This is a genomic window from Halovivax gelatinilyticus (assembly GCF_024300625.1).
Taxonomy (GTDB): domain Archaea; phylum Halobacteriota; class Halobacteria; order Halobacteriales; family Natrialbaceae; genus Halovivax; species Halovivax gelatinilyticus.
This window is the reverse complement of record NZ_CP101322.1, coordinates 3629160-3643947: the sequence shown is the minus strand read 5'-3', so window position 1 is coordinate 3643947 and position 14788 is coordinate 3629160. Positions and strand designations below refer to the sequence as shown.

17 protein-coding genes are annotated in these 14788 nt (G+C 60.2%); 7 read left to right on the top strand and 10 right to left on the bottom strand.

Translation table 11 applies throughout. From position 1 onward, the window contains the following. The first annotated feature begins 141 nt into the window (after positions 1-141). The 3 genes from NKH31_RS17475 (at position 142) to NKH31_RS17465 (ending at position 1426) form a co-directional block, all read left to right on the top strand. Complete coding sequence (locus tag NKH31_RS17475) at positions 142-363, top strand: hypothetical protein (RefSeq protein WP_254863069.1); 222 nt, start codon at positions 142-144, stop codon at positions 361-363. 96 nt (positions 364-459) lie between these two features. After that, a complete protein-coding gene (locus NKH31_RS17470; protein WP_254863068.1) occupies positions 460-687 on the top strand; it encodes a DUF2249 domain-containing protein in 228 nt (75 codons plus the stop codon). A gap of 160 nt (positions 688-847) precedes the next feature. Continuing rightward, the gene (locus NKH31_RS17465) at positions 848-1426 is read left to right on the top strand and encodes a DUF7998 family protein (protein WP_254863067.1); all 579 of its coding nucleotides are present in this window, start codon (positions 848-850) and stop codon (positions 1424-1426) included. A gap of 27 nt (positions 1427-1453) precedes the next feature. Here NKH31_RS17465 and NKH31_RS17460 read toward each other — a convergent pair whose 3' ends face one another. Further along, the gene (locus NKH31_RS17460) at positions 1454-2803 is read right to left on the bottom strand and encodes a hypothetical protein (RefSeq protein ID WP_254863066.1); all 1350 of its coding nucleotides are present in this window, start codon (positions 2801-2803) and stop codon (positions 1454-1456) included. A gap of 134 nt (positions 2804-2937) precedes the next feature. Here NKH31_RS17460 and NKH31_RS17455 point away from each other — a divergent pair, with 134 nt between their 5' ends. Continuing rightward, positions 2938-3291 carry a CGCGG family putative rSAM-modified RiPP protein gene (locus tag NKH31_RS17455; RefSeq protein WP_254863065.1) on the top strand — a complete coding sequence of 118 codons (354 nt, stop codon included), beginning with the start codon at positions 2938-2940 and terminating at the stop codon, positions 3289-3291. 283 nt (positions 3292-3574) lie between these two features. Here NKH31_RS17455 and NKH31_RS17450 read toward each other — a convergent pair whose 3' ends face one another. The 7 genes from NKH31_RS17450 to NKH31_RS17420 all read right to left on the bottom strand — a co-directional run bounded on the left by NKH31_RS17450 (position 3575) and on the right by NKH31_RS17420 (position 9702). Then, a complete protein-coding gene (locus NKH31_RS17450; RefSeq protein ID WP_254863064.1) occupies positions 3575-4318 on the bottom strand; it encodes a class I SAM-dependent DNA methyltransferase in 744 nt (247 codons plus the stop codon). A gap of 272 nt (positions 4319-4590) precedes the next feature. Next, complete coding sequence (locus NKH31_RS17445; RefSeq protein WP_254863063.1) at positions 4591-5184, bottom strand: GNAT family N-acetyltransferase; 594 nt, start codon at positions 5182-5184, stop codon at positions 4591-4593. A gap of 6 nt (positions 5185-5190) precedes the next feature. Further along, positions 5191-5643 (bottom strand): rhodanese-like domain-containing protein, encoded by a 453-nt coding sequence (locus NKH31_RS17440; RefSeq protein WP_254863062.1) that lies wholly within the window; start codon positions 5641-5643, stop codon positions 5191-5193. Further along, on the bottom strand, positions 5636-7078 hold the full coding sequence (locus NKH31_RS17435; protein ID WP_254863061.1) for an FAD-binding oxidoreductase: 1443 nt from the start codon (positions 7076-7078) through the stop codon (positions 5636-5638). The genes NKH31_RS17440 and NKH31_RS17435 overlap by 8 nt, the downstream gene beginning before the upstream one ends. Positions 7079-7187: 109 nt before the next feature. Beyond that, a complete protein-coding gene (locus tag NKH31_RS17430; protein ID WP_254864837.1) occupies positions 7188-8018 on the bottom strand; it encodes a helix-turn-helix transcriptional regulator in 831 nt (276 codons plus the stop codon). 170 nt (positions 8019-8188) lie between these two features. Continuing rightward, positions 8189-9400, bottom strand: a complete 1212-nt coding sequence (locus NKH31_RS17425; protein WP_254863060.1) for a TIGR04347 family pseudo-SAM/SPASM protein — start codon at positions 9398-9400, stop codon at positions 8189-8191. Further along, a complete protein-coding gene (locus NKH31_RS17420; RefSeq protein ID WP_254863059.1) occupies positions 9397-9702 on the bottom strand; it encodes an Htur_1727 family rSAM-partnered candidate RiPP in 306 nt (101 codons plus the stop codon). The genes NKH31_RS17425 and NKH31_RS17420 overlap by 4 nt, the downstream gene beginning before the upstream one ends. A gap of 115 nt (positions 9703-9817) precedes the next feature. Between NKH31_RS17420 and NKH31_RS17415 the strand changes: the two genes are divergently transcribed. The 3 genes from NKH31_RS17415 (at position 9818) to NKH31_RS17405 (ending at position 12758) form a co-directional block, all read left to right on the top strand. Then, positions 9818-10945, top strand: a complete 1128-nt coding sequence (locus NKH31_RS17415) for a TIGR04053 family radical SAM/SPASM domain-containing protein (RefSeq protein WP_254863058.1) — start codon at positions 9818-9820, stop codon at positions 10943-10945. Between the two features lie 223 nt (positions 10946-11168). Beyond that, positions 11169-11867, top strand: a complete 699-nt coding sequence (locus NKH31_RS17410; RefSeq protein WP_254863057.1) for a LiaF transmembrane domain-containing protein — start codon at positions 11169-11171, stop codon at positions 11865-11867. Between the two features lie 375 nt (positions 11868-12242). Further along, on the top strand, positions 12243-12758 hold the full coding sequence (locus NKH31_RS17405; protein ID WP_254863056.1) for a TMEM175 family protein: 516 nt from the start codon (positions 12243-12245) through the stop codon (positions 12756-12758). Between the two features lie 55 nt (positions 12759-12813). On the opposite strand, the gene NKH31_RS17400 is transcribed toward NKH31_RS17405, so the two are convergent. Together NKH31_RS17400 and NKH31_RS17395 are read right to left on the bottom strand one after the other, a co-directional pair. After that, entirely contained in the window at positions 12814-13266 is a 453-nt protein-coding gene (locus NKH31_RS17400; protein ID WP_254863055.1) for a CPBP family intramembrane glutamic endopeptidase, read from the bottom strand. A 388-nt stretch (positions 13267-13654) separates the two neighbouring features. Further along, entirely contained in the window at positions 13655-14527 is an 873-nt protein-coding gene (locus NKH31_RS17395) for a type II CAAX endopeptidase family protein (RefSeq protein WP_254863054.1), read from the bottom strand. Between the last annotated feature and the right edge of the window lie 261 nt (positions 14528-14788).

Genomic DNA, 14788 nt, shown 5'->3' with positions numbered 1-14788 from the left:
CTACCAGGGTTGCTCGTTCCACCAGCCGGTGGGCGCTCACGCCGGCGGATACCAAACGAGCTGGTGATTCGAATCTCTCTTACCGAACCGTTCACCGGAGTGCAAAAATACTATTAGCCGTTCCTCGTGGCCGATACGCCCATGCAACCGTACGAAACCCTCGGCATCCCATCCCCTGACGACTGTATCGGTGTCGCGGGGCTCACGGCGAGCCTGGCGCTACTTACCGTCGGTATCGTTATTCACCTGTTCTTCGTCGCCTCGGTCTGGAGCTTCGCGGTTATCGTTGCCGGACTGCTGATCGGATGGACGTCGTTCATCTACTGCGGATTGTGGAGCCAGCGGGACATCCCCGGGACGTGAACGGCGAGGCGGACGTCTGCTATCGGTCGAAAGTGGGGGGAGGTGCGAATATGATCGGGAGAACGGTCACTCCGATCGCTCTCGAACGGTCGGGTGATGCCAGCATTGAATGCCGATCGGACCCTCGACGTTCGCGAAGTAGACGGCGAACCGTTCGGGCCCATCATGACCGAACTCGACGCGCTCGAGGCCGACGAAACGTTCCTGTTGATAAATAGCTTCGAGCCGAAGCCGCTGTTCGAGGTGCTCTCTCAGCGAGGCTTTTCCTACGACTCGACGCGGGTCGACGCCGACGAGTGGCACGTCGAAATCAGTCACGACTGAGTCGCGCGTCGGTCTCGGTGGCTATTGTCCGCCCACTGTCAAACCACGCCACGGACTTACTGGCCGCCCACCGTCGAATCGCACCACGGTAACGAACGCACCCGAACGGACGAAGGTGTTCGGCGGACTGTATAGCAGGCAGGGAACCGTCCGTTCGCGTATGGCGGGATTTCGCAATCCGTTCGCGCGGGGCGACGAGGCCGAGTTGTTCGATCCGTACGACGCGTTCGTCGCCGAGCACGTTCCCGAACCGGGGCCGTTCCTGTCGACTCACGAGGTTCTCGGCGGGAACGACCACGTCGCCTTTCATCGGTTGACGCGCGAGTTGTTCGAAGCTAGGGGCGTCTACGACATGACGTTCAACTATAACCTCGCCAGGTTGAACTTAGACACCCGTCACCCGGACGCCGGGTATCGGTACGCCGTCGAGCGAGACGATCCGTCTGCCCTCCGCGCGGAGTTCACGCCGACGACCCCGTTCTGCCCGCAGTGTCACACGCTCGCCATCGGCTCGTTCCGCGCGTGGAACGGACTCGCCGACCGCCACGAGTACGACCTCGTTCGGGTTCGCGCGAATCCGATGCACCACGATAGCGACTGGATCAACGACCAGCTCGAACGGCTCGAGGAGGCGTTCGAAGAGACCGGCGACGCGTCGGTGCGTATCGGAGGAGATACCGCCACTGATTCCGAGCCTCGGTCACCCGCGTCGTCAGAGGGTGGTGAAGTCCCGTTCTGAGTCGGAATCCGGCACCGCGGTTCGTCGTCAGTCTTCTACCGTTCGATCCACGCGGCGAACCGCTCGTTCACCGAAGAGAATCGTCCCGACGCCGTCCGGACTGTGTCGGGTAACGACCAGCCCCATGTTCGCCACGAAGAGGGCGGCGCCGATCGCGATCGCCGTCGTCCCGACGGGAAAGAGCGGGGATGCGAGTGCGAGCTGGTCGGCAACGACGAGACACACCGTCCCGCCGAAGAGGAAGACGAAGTCGAGCGCGGCGACGGTGTCGTCGTAGAGGTCGTCGATCATCGGGACCGGTTCGAGGCCGAGCAGGTCGCTGTAGCGGTGGACCCAGACGATGAACGGCACGACGTGGTAGAGCGTTCCCAGGACGACGAAGGCGATCAGTCCGAACGTGAGGAGGTGGACGGTCCCCGGGGCGCCGTAACGGGCGGCCGGCGAGAGCGGGTCGGAGAGCCAGGCCGGAAGCGTGAGCGCGGCCCAGGTGACCATCGCGCCGGCCACGACGGTGTACCGGGTGAGCATCGGGGTCCAGTCGACGCGCGTCAGGTAGAGCCGACGGGCAAGAAAGAGCCCGATTCCGAAGATCGAGGCGACGATCAGGACGCCACCGCCGCGGGCGAGCCAGCTCAGTTCGAACAGTCGGCCGAGCGCGAGCCCGACGACGCCGATCGGGTAGGCGACCGACTCGAACCGCTGGATGTGACGGTCGAGCGCGTAAAACTCCGTCTGGGTGAACATAGTCGCGAGCTGATAGAGCGCGCCGATGACGGTCGTGAGGACGGCGCCGAACACGGCGAACGTGACGTGACTCGCGAGGACGGCCCCGTGGTCGACCGGCAGGTCGGCGAAGATGGGGCGCGCGAAGCCGAGCGCCAGGAGCAGGCCGAGCGACGAGAGCGCGAGGAAGAAACAGAGCGCCAGCGCGAAGTGGCGTTCGGTGACGTCCCACGGCCTGACGCCGAGCAACGTCCGGCCCACGTTGTAGACGAAGACCCAGAACCCGAGGAGGACCAGTGAGCCGCCGATCGCGAGGAAGGCCAGCCGCTCGGTTAGCAACGCCCCGACGAAGAGGGTCAGGCCACCGGCTACGAGCCACAACTGGACGACGGAGAGTCGGCGCGAGTGGATCGACGTGTTCGACCACACCGGAACGAACTGGACCATCGCACCCATGATCGTCACGCAAACCCAGCCGACCAGCAGCAGGTGTACGTTCGCGAGCATCGCCGTCGGCGGGGTGAGTCCGAGCCCGTTCGCCATCCCGACGGCGACGCCGAGCAGCAGGAATCCGAATCCGACGACGAAGTGACGGATGGGGATCGAGAGCGGCGGCCCCTGATCCGTCTCGATATCGCCGAGTATTGCAGCCATGGTCGTGCTTTCATCTCCGTCCGCCTGCCTTTCCCTGCGAACATGTTCCGACGGTTCCCGGTGGATGGTTCGCCTGGCGATGCGCGAATATGTTCGCGCCCACGACGAGGGTGACCGGGACCGTACGTGCGAGTATGACCGCAAACATCGGCGCCGACCCGCCGACCGACGACGGTCGAACGGCGGGCGAGAGTCGGGAACCGATCACCAGACGCAAACACCAGAACTCCTGGTCTGCGAACCTCGAAGCGCCCCACCACGCCGACGACCGCGACCTGATCCTCGCGGAGGCGATCGACGCGATCGAAGCGACGGGCTCTGGATACCACGTCAACCTCGTTACCCACGCCGAGCATGGACACCCTGACGGGTACCTCTGGCCCCATCTCGAATCGTACGCCCGTAGCCAATCCACTCGTGCTCTGGAGTGGGAGTACGTAGATCAGTGTGGCTGTGGCGGCCACGTGACGAAGGTTCACGTCGGGTGACCGAAGCTGGTGTACTGGTAGATACCACCCACCACCGGACACTCGGTAACCGGACTGATCGGGAACCGCGAACGCTCGTCAGTGTAACCTGTCGTGGTAGCATGGTTTCGTTATTCGACGTTGTTCGTCGTACTGGCGTTCAGTCCAGAGGATCAATACAGCGTTGTGTAAGGGACAAAGCGCATATCTAATACCCGAAGTCCGTTTGGGGTTGGGGAACTGGCAGGGAAAAGTGAAGACTGTCCGATAGATCAGATAATACACCACGGTTCACGGTCTTATGCTACGTCCGTATTAGCGTCCAAACTTGTGCCGAATGTTCGTTGGTTAGTGACTCATCGGTGTAGTCGCCGGTCACTTTCCAGGACTCGAACGGCGACGAGCGAGCGAGCAACTCGAGTTCGCGGTAGGGCAGCAGCGTCGCCCGGCCCTGAAAGGAGAACAACTCCTCGCCGTCCTGTGTGATGGCTTTCTTCTCGGAGACGTACTCTTGGGTCACTTCATCAACGATACGTGAGCAGGTGTGGAATTCGACGGGTTCGTTTCGAAACTCTATCGTCCGCTGTTGCCACTCGCCCCACATGTCGGTTATGTACGCGAAGTTAGGGACAAACGTGTCGAAGACAAACTTTCCGCCAGGGGCCAGCGCATCGTACACCGACTCGAAGAGTGCCTGCTGCTGTTCGATTGTCGTCAGTTCCTGTACGGCGTTGAACGGGCAGGTGACGAGCGCATACTCCTTGTCGACGATGAACTCGGCCATGTTCGCCTGCCAGACGCTCGGTTCGAGTCCTCTCTGTTCGGCTTTCTCCCGGAGGGCAGCGAGTGAGTCCGCCGAAAGATCGATGCCGTCGGCATCCACGCTCGCTTCGAGCAGTTCGAGGTAGATCCGACCGGTGCCACAACCCAACTCAAGCACTGGGCCTTCAACTGTCGTTGCGAGGTCAACGTAGTAGTCCACGTCGTCGCGGGAGGCAGCTTCGTAGACGGTGTCCATGAACTCTACGCGCAACCGGTCACTGTCCATGTATATGACTGATGATGGCTAAGTAAAATTTAACTCTGTTGATGGAATGCCCCATGATGACCCCCCCAACAGTGCGAGTTCGACCTGTATCGAGCGAGTGTTTCCCTCCTAGATCAAGTTCTGACGCTCGGGTCATTCGCGCCTTCTATTCAGCAGAGACTGAATGTACTACTCAGATTCTGTCAGAAACTACCTACCGAATCCAGAGAAAGAGGCAGCAAACGTTGATTCCGAATTGGAAACCGTTCTATCGGTCTCAACGGAGCAACCGCTCAGCATTGGGCCATCGCAAGGTATTCTTCACGTGAAATCGAGTATCGATGGGCATCAACAACGGTTTCGTCCACCGGAAGCCAATTTCGCAGCAATCCCTCGTATTGGCCACCATACCGTTCGACGTACCTGTTGATCGCCCGTCGAGACTTTTCGTTCCCGTCGATGTAGACGGCGACGACGAGTTCAAGATCGAGTCGATCGAATGCGACGGACAGCATGGCATCAGCTCGTTCACCGGAGTATCCGCGGCCCCAAAACCGCTTGCCGAGAAGAATCCCAAGCTTGGCGGACCGCTTTTTCCAATTTGGATACATCCTTGTCGTTCCAGCGATTACGCCTGCCCCGTCTTCTCCGTCTTTCGGTCGAATCAGGTATTTCACACCCGCTAGCTCGTCCCACAGTCGTTCGGCCTCATCCACGTAGTCGTAGGTCTCTTTCACCGTCTCGTGGGGAGACGAATCCCAGTACTCGAACATTTCCTCCGTATCGTCTCCATTGGAGTAGAGTTCGTGAAGCTCGAATACATCGACGGAGTCGTGCGAAATCCGTTCGAGGTCGAGTCGGGCCGTCTCGATGTGGTCGGGAAACATAGTATATCAGCAACGGTCTTCGATCACTTGCATCGGTCCACCAGCGTCCTTCCATGCGGAGATCCCACCGGCGAGGTGTCCGACGCGGTCGAATCCCAGTTCCTGCGCCCGCTGTGCAGCCAGCGCCGAGCGTGCACCTCCCGCACAGTAGAAGATGATCTCGGCCGCGTCGTCGAGGTCATCCACGTACCGTGGATTCTCGGGGGTCAGATGTGACTCCAACCGTCCCCTGGACACGTGGATGGCTCCGGAGACTTTCCCTTCAGATAGCTCGACAGCGTCGCGGACATCGACGAAGAGGATTCCAGCTTCGCCAGCCAGATCGATCGCTTCAGCTGGCGTATACACCTTGACGGTGGCCTCGGCCGCGCGAACTAACTCGTCGTATCTGGTCTGGATAGCGTTCTCGTGCCTGGCCGGCTCTGTCTGGGAGGACCGGTGGTTGACGGTCTCACTCATCGCCCGCTCCTCCGTCAGTCCGTGGCGGTTCGGACGGCGTGACGCCGTGATTGCGGCTGAACACGTTCATCGGATCGTATCTGTCCTTCAGCTCGACTAACCGGTCGGCCGTCTCGTCGCGTCGCGGTGATCGCTCGGGTTCGCCGTCCTCGTTCTCGCCCAGTCCAGGGAAGTTTTGGTAGCTCTCACCCGGGGAGTGGGAGTGCATGTCCCGCTGGAAGGAACGCGCCCAATCGAGAATCGCCTCGTCAGCCTCGGGGTCGTCCCACTTGCAGTCGATGGCGAGAAGGTACGGGTGCTCTCGGCCGTTGAACGCCGTGGCGTGTTCCGGAACGTCGGTGATCGCCCCACCCAGGTTCCACACGTAGTAGAGTATCCGAGGGTCAGGCCGCGACGGCTCACGCTCGACGATCTCCGTGATGACCTCGTCGTCCAGCGAATCGAGGTAGACCGATCCCTGGTAGTAGCGGTGCTCGTGGGCCGGGAAGAACGGGTCGAACCCCCGCTGGAGGTCGAGGTACCGGGTCCGGCCACTGAAGTCGAACAGCGGCGACCCGAACTCGCGAAGTGGCCGGAGGAGTTCCTCACCTTCCTCGGTGTCGCCAGCGTGGACGGCGGTGATGATGGCGACCGGGTCGTCGTGGTACTCCTCCGGGAAGTGGGGGTCTTCCGGTACGCCCCAGATGATCGCCTCCCCACTGACCGTTCGCGGCGCGGTCTCGACGAAGTCGCGCCAGACCTTGAATGCCTCCGCCGCATCCTCGATGGGGTGCCACGTCTCCACCGTGGCCAGTTCGGTCCCGATCGGGTGTGCCTCGAACTCGAAGGCAGTCACGATGCCGAATGCACCGCCGCCCCCGCGGACCGCCCAGAAAAGGTCCGGATGCTCATCCTCGCTGGCGGTGAGGAAGCGTCCGTCGGCGGTGACCAGATCGACCGAGACGAGATTGTCGCAGGTCAACCCGTACGTTCGCCGGAGGTGGCCGTATCCGCCACCGAGCGTGAGACCTGCGACACCAGTGTGGGAAACGACCCCACCTGGAACTGCGAGTCCGAACGCCTGGGTCGCGTGATCGACGTCGCGCCAGGTGGCACCGCCGCCGACGCGAACGCGCCGGATGTCTGGGTCCACGTCAACCCAGTTCATCGGGGAACAGTCGATGACGATCCCGTCGTCACACGTTCCGAGACCAGCAGCGTTGTGTCCCCCACCGCGGACGGCAACGAGCAGGTCCTGCTCGCGGGCGAACTCGACCGCGCTGATAACGTCAGCGACGTCCCGGCATTGAGCGACCAGGTCAGGACGTTTGTCGATCATCCCGTTCCAGACTGTGCGAGCGTCGTCGTAGCCGGAATCCTCGGGGCGGATCAAGTCGCCGAGAAATCCCGATTTAAATACATCGATGTGATCACCGTTTTCTGCGTCAGATCCCATATGACACGGTCCGACCGCAAGATCGTTATAGATTCCTGCTGAAAGATATTCGTCGTGCAAAATCTTTCACCGCGTGAAAAACCGATCGGGCAGCCCACGGTGATTCTGCCTATTCGAGCGACTGCAGTGAACCGCGTTCGTATGCGTCCCTGAGCGGCTGCGCTTCTGCACGGAACTGATCGTAGTACGACTCCGCCCACGCTCGCATGTCGCTACTGGTCGTCTCGATGAGCGCCTGTAATCCTCCCTTCTCGTGATCGTAACAACAGATGGTCACGCAATCGTCGAAGAGAGAGATTTCGTACCGATCTTCCATCGGCAGGTTCTCGTGCAACAAGACGGTGTAGCTGTCGCTGTCGGCTGCCTTCATGATCGTTTCCGTGTCTCCCCACGATAGGAGTTCATCGAACACTTCGGGCGGGTAGATGTACTCACAGTGGAACTCATCATGCTGGTCGAGGAACCGATCGAACGAGGTCTCTAGCGTCCGTAACCCCAACATTGCCACGCCAACACCGCGCCACGTAGATGTCTCCGTGATCAACTCGATACGGCGTGTAGTGGATGTATCGGGGTGTCCGGCAGTCGGGCGAGTGACCGTTACATCCGTAAACAGATCGACGCTGAACCCATCTAATTCATGAGGTAACCACCGCCAGACGTCACGAAGTTGGTACTCAATCGACATCGCGTCCACAAACTCCCTTAGTCGATCGGCAACGAACTCGCCCAGACCGGTCAGCTGGTACCTCCGGTCCTCCCGTTCGACCCAATTGCGATTCTCGAAGTCGGTGAGAATTCGGCTCATGGTTGGCGACGAAGCCCCCGTCGCGGATCGCAATGCGTCGCGGTCATTCGGACCCGAGGCCAGCGTGTCTAGCACGGCGACCCGGTGGTCCGACGCGACGAGAAATTCGATGTCGTCGGGTGTCCCATCCATGGTCTTGGTATGTGCTGGCACACAAAAATCGTATAGGTGGTGATCGCTGCGAATGGTCCTGTGCATGAAACCTTCGCGCCCTGTATGCAGCATGCCATCCTGTTTATCAAACCTTTCTGATAGAACCGATGGCGGTCACTACGCAGACGTAGTGTCCGAACCGAGCCGACTCAGTCGGCCGTTCCACCTGGCGCGACCGAACCGGCTCTGATCTCCGTGTCGGTGAGATAACACTGCGGGTCGGGCGCGAACAGGTCGTCTTCGACCGTCAACGCGCGTAGCCGGGACGCGCCGCGACAGATCGACTGGTAGCGACAGTCTGCGCATTTTCCCGTCAGATGCTCCTCGCGGGATCGTAACGCCGAGAGCAGCGGATTCGACTCGTCGCTCCAGATCTCGCCGAACGGGCGGTCGCGGACGTTGCCGAGGCTGTAGCCCTGCCAGAACTGCGTCGGGTGGACGTTGCCGGCGTAGTCGACGTCGGCGATGCGTTCGCCCGTCGGGTCGCCGCCGTTGCGTTCGAGGTAGTCGTAGACGGCTTCCGCTCGATCGCGTCCGAACTGCTCGCGGGCATACTCGACGAGAAAGCCGGCGTCGGCGTAGTTGCCGACAAGCAGCGTCTCGATCTCCTCGCCGCGGTCGTGGTACTCGATCGTCATCTCGCAGAGTCGACGAACCGCCTCGCGTTTTTCGGCCGGCGCGAGGTCCTGATCGACGATCTCGGCACCGCGGCCGCCGTAGTCTAAGTGGTAGAAGCAAAATCGATCGAGTCCGACGTCGACGAGGAGGTCGACGACGCCCTCGAGATCCGGCGCGTTCGCGGCGGTGATGGTGTAGCGCAGCCCGGTTTTCAGGCCGGCGTCGAGACAGGCTTCGATGCCGCGAACGGCGGCGTCGAACGCGCCCTCCTCGCCGCGGAAGCGATCGTTTCGCTCCGGGAGTCCGTCGACGGAGATGCCGGCGTACGCCAGCCCGGCGTCGCGGAGATCGGCCGCCCGCTCGGGCGTGATGAGCGTGCCGTTCGTCGAGAGGACGGGTCGCACGCCGATGTCCGCCGCGTAGGCGATCAGCTCCTCGAGATCGCTCCGGACGAGGGGTTCGCCGCCGGAGAAGAGGACGACCGGAACGTCGAAGTCGGCCAGCTGATCGAGAAATCGCTTCGCTTCGACCGTCGAGAACTCGCCCGGTGCCGGATCGAGATCGGCGCCCGCGTAGCAGTGGATGCACGAGAGGTTACACTGACGCGTCGCGTTCCAGACGACCACCGGTCGGCGCTGTTTTCGCCGCGTGATCTGCGGTTTCGTCGACTCGTCGGCGGCGTCGTAGCGCAATCCGTCGCCCTCGGCCGTACCGTTACAGAGCAACTTACTGATCGAGATCATCGGCCGGCGTCCTCCGTCTGCGGGTCGGCCTCGGTCTCGCCGACCAGGTCGTACTCGCCAGCTCTCGAGGTGAGCCGTTCGACCGACGCGGCTGGACAGCACCAGAGGTCGATCGCGTCCCAGCCGAACAGTCGCGTCGCGTGTTGGCGGGCGTCCGTCGCGTCGACGGCGGAGACGCTGCCGACGTGGCGAAGCGACTCGGTCCGCTCGCCGCGAACGAAGACCTCCCACTGCGGAGCCATCGTCTCTCGACTCGACGGCGGCGTCGAGACCGTCGAATGCGTCTGTTGGGCGTTTTCCATGGGTGTCATTTCTAGGGTAGAGACGTAGCCGTTGGGCCGAATCAGTGCGGGCTGATTCTAACGTACTGGGAACGAGAGGCGGGTTTAGGCGTCTCTGTGGGAAACGACCGGTCACATGCAACCGCGACGCGTCGACACGGCCGATCGGCCGCTCGTGCTTATCTGGGAACTTACTCAGGCGTGTCACCTGGCCTGTGAGCACTGTCGCGCGGAGGCCGTCCCCGGTCGCCACCCCGACGAACTCTCGACGCCGGAGGGAAAGCGACTCTTAGAGTCGGCGGCCGACTTCGGCGACGGCCAGCTCGTCGTCCTCTCGGGCGGCGACCCCCTCGTTCGCGACGACGTCGAGGAACTCGTCGAATACGGGGCCGATCTCGGCCTGCGGATGACGATCACGCCGAGCGGCACGCGATCGCTCACCGGAGAGCGCATCGAGGGGCTGGCCGACGCGGGAATTCGTCGCATGGCGGTGAGCCTCGACGGGGCGACGCCCGAACGCCACGATTCGTTTCGCGGCGAACCGGGGAGTTTCACGGAGACGATTCGGGCCGCTAACGACGCCCGAGCCGCTGGAATCCCGATTCAGGTCAACACGACGGTCTGCGCCCAGACGGTCGCCGACCTCCCGGCGATCCGGAACCTGCTCGAAGAACTCGGCGTGGTCATGTGGAGCGTGTTCTTTCTCGTCCCGGTCGGACGGGGTCGCATCCTCGATCCGATCTCGCCGGAGCGAGCCGAGTCGGTGATGGAGTGGCTATACGACGTCCGTCGGGAGGCGTCGTTCGCGTTGAAGACGACCGAGGCGCCGATGTACCGTCGCGTGGTCGCCCAGCGAGCGGCGGCCGAGGCGGTGGAACGTCGATCGAGCGGTGAGGACTCGTCGTCCGGTCCGCCCGCTCGTCGTGGCGGTATCGTCGCCGGCGACGGCTTTTGCTTCGTGAGTCACACGGGAGACGTCTACCCGTCGGGATTCCTTCCGCTGTCGGCGGGCAACGTCCGAGAGACGCCGGTGACGGAAGTGTATCGCGAGAGCGAGTTGTTCCGATCGTTGCGCGATCGCGACCGGCTCACCGGCAAGTGCGGCGCGTGCGAGTTTCGGGCGCTCTGCGGCGGAAGCCGGTCGCGGGCGTACGCGACGGCCGGCGACCCGCTCGCGAGCGATCCGCTCTGTTCGTACGTGCCAGCGGGTTACGACGGGCCGATGCCGTGGGACGGTGACGGTTCGTCGGTCGACGCCGATTGAGAATCTTCGTTCAGTAGATCTGCGAATGTAACACGAGAGAATCGTTCTCGTAGGAGTTTCCAAACCTGGTGCTCGTGGCGGTTCCTTTCATCGTGGCGGCGTTGTGTGAATACTGCTATTTACTTCGATACCTGCGGATATTCGATGAGACACTTATGAGGTGATTTACCCGTGGAACGATCTGCCATTGTTTTATCACTGGTTCTGTAGAAAACGTTCACTAATGACACAAAATCTCTGGGAACGCCTCACCACTGGCGGCATCGTCATTCTCATCGGTGTTTTTCTATTGCTCGCCACGACTGGTGTTCTCGAGATGCGGGCGCTCTGGGAGTGGGTTCCGTTGTTGTTCGTCCTGCTGGGTATCTGGGCGCTCGTTCGCAGTGAGTTCCGAAATCTCGTCGGCCCCGTCATGGTGATCGCTATCGCTGGGGCGTTTTTCGTACGGAACCTCGGGTTGATTTCTGACGACGCCATCGGAACGTGGTGGCCACTGTTTATCGTCCTCCTCGGTGTCCTCATCGTCGTGAACCGGTCACGAGGGCGGCAGCGGTTGCGGCTTACTGGAGACTACAGTGCCGACGAGATACGCGCAATCGGTGTCTTCGGCACGGACGAGCGCCGGGTGACATCCGACCACTTTACCGGAGCAGAGCTTGTTTCTGTGTTCGGTGACGCTCGTCTTGACCTCCGTGATGGGAGCGTCCAGTCAACACCGGCGATCGTCGAATCTGTCACAGTGTTTGGTGATACCGAGATCCGAGTTCCACAGGAATGGGATGTTCGACTGGAGGTTCTTAACATCCTCGCGGACTCTATCGACCGCCGTTCTGTAAGCTCGGACAAACGAGCAGCGGACGACGGGCCTGACCTTGTTGTCACAGGGATCGCCGTTTTTGCCGATCTCGAAATTCGGGACTGACTTGTGAGGGGTCGCTGGGCGTGCACACGGCGAGGAATTTGAATCACCGGCGTTATTGTAATCCGCAGGAAATGATACATTCTGGGGATCGGGCTGACGCAGGGCGCGAATGGAGCACGAAATAGTCGGTTTCGCAAGGCCCTTCCAGAACTTGCGATCGGCCTACGCTTTCAGTGTCTGCGCCCATTGTTCGCTGTCTGATGGCTGGATTGGTCAGACAGATTGTAGAAAGAATGTATAGGTTGGTTGAGAACACATGACCAACAACGATATCACCAAAACTGACGAGCAGGACTTTCCAGCCGATCTATATCCAGTCGAGACTGATCTGTTCTCAAGCGTCGAGTGGTTCAGTATCGCCGTGTTTGGCTTTTCGTGTACGCTCCTCGGGACGATTTCGTTCTCAACACTGGCGGTGGTGAGGAATCGCACGGGCAGGCACTTCCGAATCTGGTGCCAGTGACGATTGCGTTTGCGATTTCTATCTTCGTCGTCGCCCTCTACCGGTGGGAGCATCACAAGTTGCCCCGAAACTTTCGAGGCATCGATACTACTCTCGTCAAGATGAACTTCTTGTATCTCGTCCCGATCATTCTCATTCCGTTTGTAAGCGAAGCGGTTGGACAGTTTCCCGAAAATCCGTGGGCGTGGGTCATGTTCGGTGTAACGATGACGATACTCCTCGTTGTCAGAGACGCAATGATAGTGTACACGTGGTTGCGTAGTCTGCTCAGGGAAGACGTGACGGTTCGGCGGGAGTTTCTCCGACAGAGCGCGGACGCGATCGTCATCGTCGCCAGCCTCCCTCTCGCGTTCGTGCACGTCGATGCGACATGGCTCTTGTGGGTACTTTCGTGGCCGATCGGGCAACTTATCCAGCGTTTCTATTGAACCAGAATTGCGCGATGCCGATGAATTGCTCGCTCTCGATAGATAATTACGGATTCTACCCCTTGTAACTGAGTGTATCCCAGACATCCGCTAGTGTGACCCACTGTTCGTCTACCAGTATCAGCAGGCAGAGGACGATTGTGAGATAGAACACGTACCGTTCTACCACGTCAGCGGGTCCAAGAGATTCTCCGGTCGCGTTCACACTCGTGTGAAAGCTGATCGCTGCGAGAACGCTTTTGGCTGTGTTGTGGTAGATCCACGCGTAGATGATCTGCACAAACACCATTCCGCCAAAGAAGTAGAACGGATCCGGATTGATCGTGGCCACGCCGTAGTAGTCCTCCATCAGCCACAGCGGAACGTGCCAGATTGCCCATACAACTCCAGTAATCACGTCAACTGCGACGACGCCCCGGAACGCAAGCAGTCGATGGACGAAGTAGCCGGACAATCCGATCTCTTCGACTACCCCAGCAAGGAGCGTGAATGTCAGGAGCAGTCCCAATGATTCGACGGCTATCGAAGGATTCAACGGTTGCTCCGATGCACCGGCGAGAAGTGCGAGACCAGCTGCTACTACCGCGATCGCGGGCTGGAGAAAAATACAGATCAGGTACCACCTGGGGCTGATGCGACGCGAATTGACGGTCCGGTCCCAGAGATCCCGCAGTCCTGACCACCCTCTACCCGGTGAGTCAGGACGAGACCACCAACTGTTGGACTGAGTCCACCAATATAGAATAACAGACATTCGGAAATGTCCAGACGCTCTGCCTGGACAGGACGATGAATCCCCAGAAGAACCACGCCCAGCCGAGATGGATGACGACGAAAAAGTAGGGATTCGTCGGGTTCGGTGCGATTGTAGCGAGTCGTTCAGTGATGCGCATCGGTTACTCTGTCTCGGTGGTATTGGACTGTTTTTCCAGAACGCCCCCCGCGTGCTCCCTGCCGGGGATTGGTTCTCTGGTCGACAGGTTTCGGCCATAGACGGCCACGATGAGCACTGCGATAAGCAGCAGCAGGACGGTTCTCGACACTCCGAGGAGGTACGGAAATTCGGCAATGTCGAGTTCTCCCTCGTACGGGTAGAGCACCAATGTCGTGTTATAGACGCCGTGTAACAGCGCCGCCATCAGCACGCTTCCACCGGTGCTGTTGTAGACCCAGGTGAACAGGATCGATAGTGTCAATCCGTCTATCAGATAGATGGTCGGTCCCATCTGCGCTTGAAAGGAGTCGGGCTGAAAAAAGAGCGGAAAGTGCCAGAGAGCCCAGAAAACGCCGATGATGAGGCTGGCTAACAACGCGTTGTACCGGTCTTGAAGCCGGGGGAGGGCAAATCCACGCCAGCCGAGTTCCTCCCCGAGACCCGCAGTCAATATCTGATATGCAAGGAAAAACAGCACGATCCACATTCGCTCCGGGAGGATTCCTGGAGCAAGTCCGGTGGTGTCGCCCGTCATAGCGACGTACATGGCCGTTGATCCGCCGACGAAGACGATGGGAAATCCGACCAGTACGATCAGATACCAGCGGCCGCCAGTCTGCCAAATGAATAGTTGTCTTGCCCATCGTCGTACATTCCCGCCGGTTATCCAGGTCACGATCGCAGCGGCGATTACCGGGCCGTACACAGCTATCGGCGGCAAACTGATGTCAGAAGTGAGTTCTATCCCGTATACACTCCACGAAAATCCGAGTGTCAATAGGAGAAAAAGTGCCACCTGGTGTGACTGGGCAAGTCCTCGCAGTCTTGTGCTCATTTTACTATCGCTCCGTTGTCACTATATACGATACTGTCGGCCATAGTGAAGACCAAATGTCGTCGAAAACGTCGCCTCCTCTTTGAGGGTCATTTCGACCGCCTCTAATGCCAGCTACTTTCCTGGCATCACGACAGAGATTTGAGGCGTGTTGCATGGTGGCCGCTTATACAGCAGGCTACATAGTTGGCCCAGGTTGTATTCTAATAATTCCAGGCGAGCAGAAGAACCAAACAAGAAAAATGTGCAAATATTCAGCAG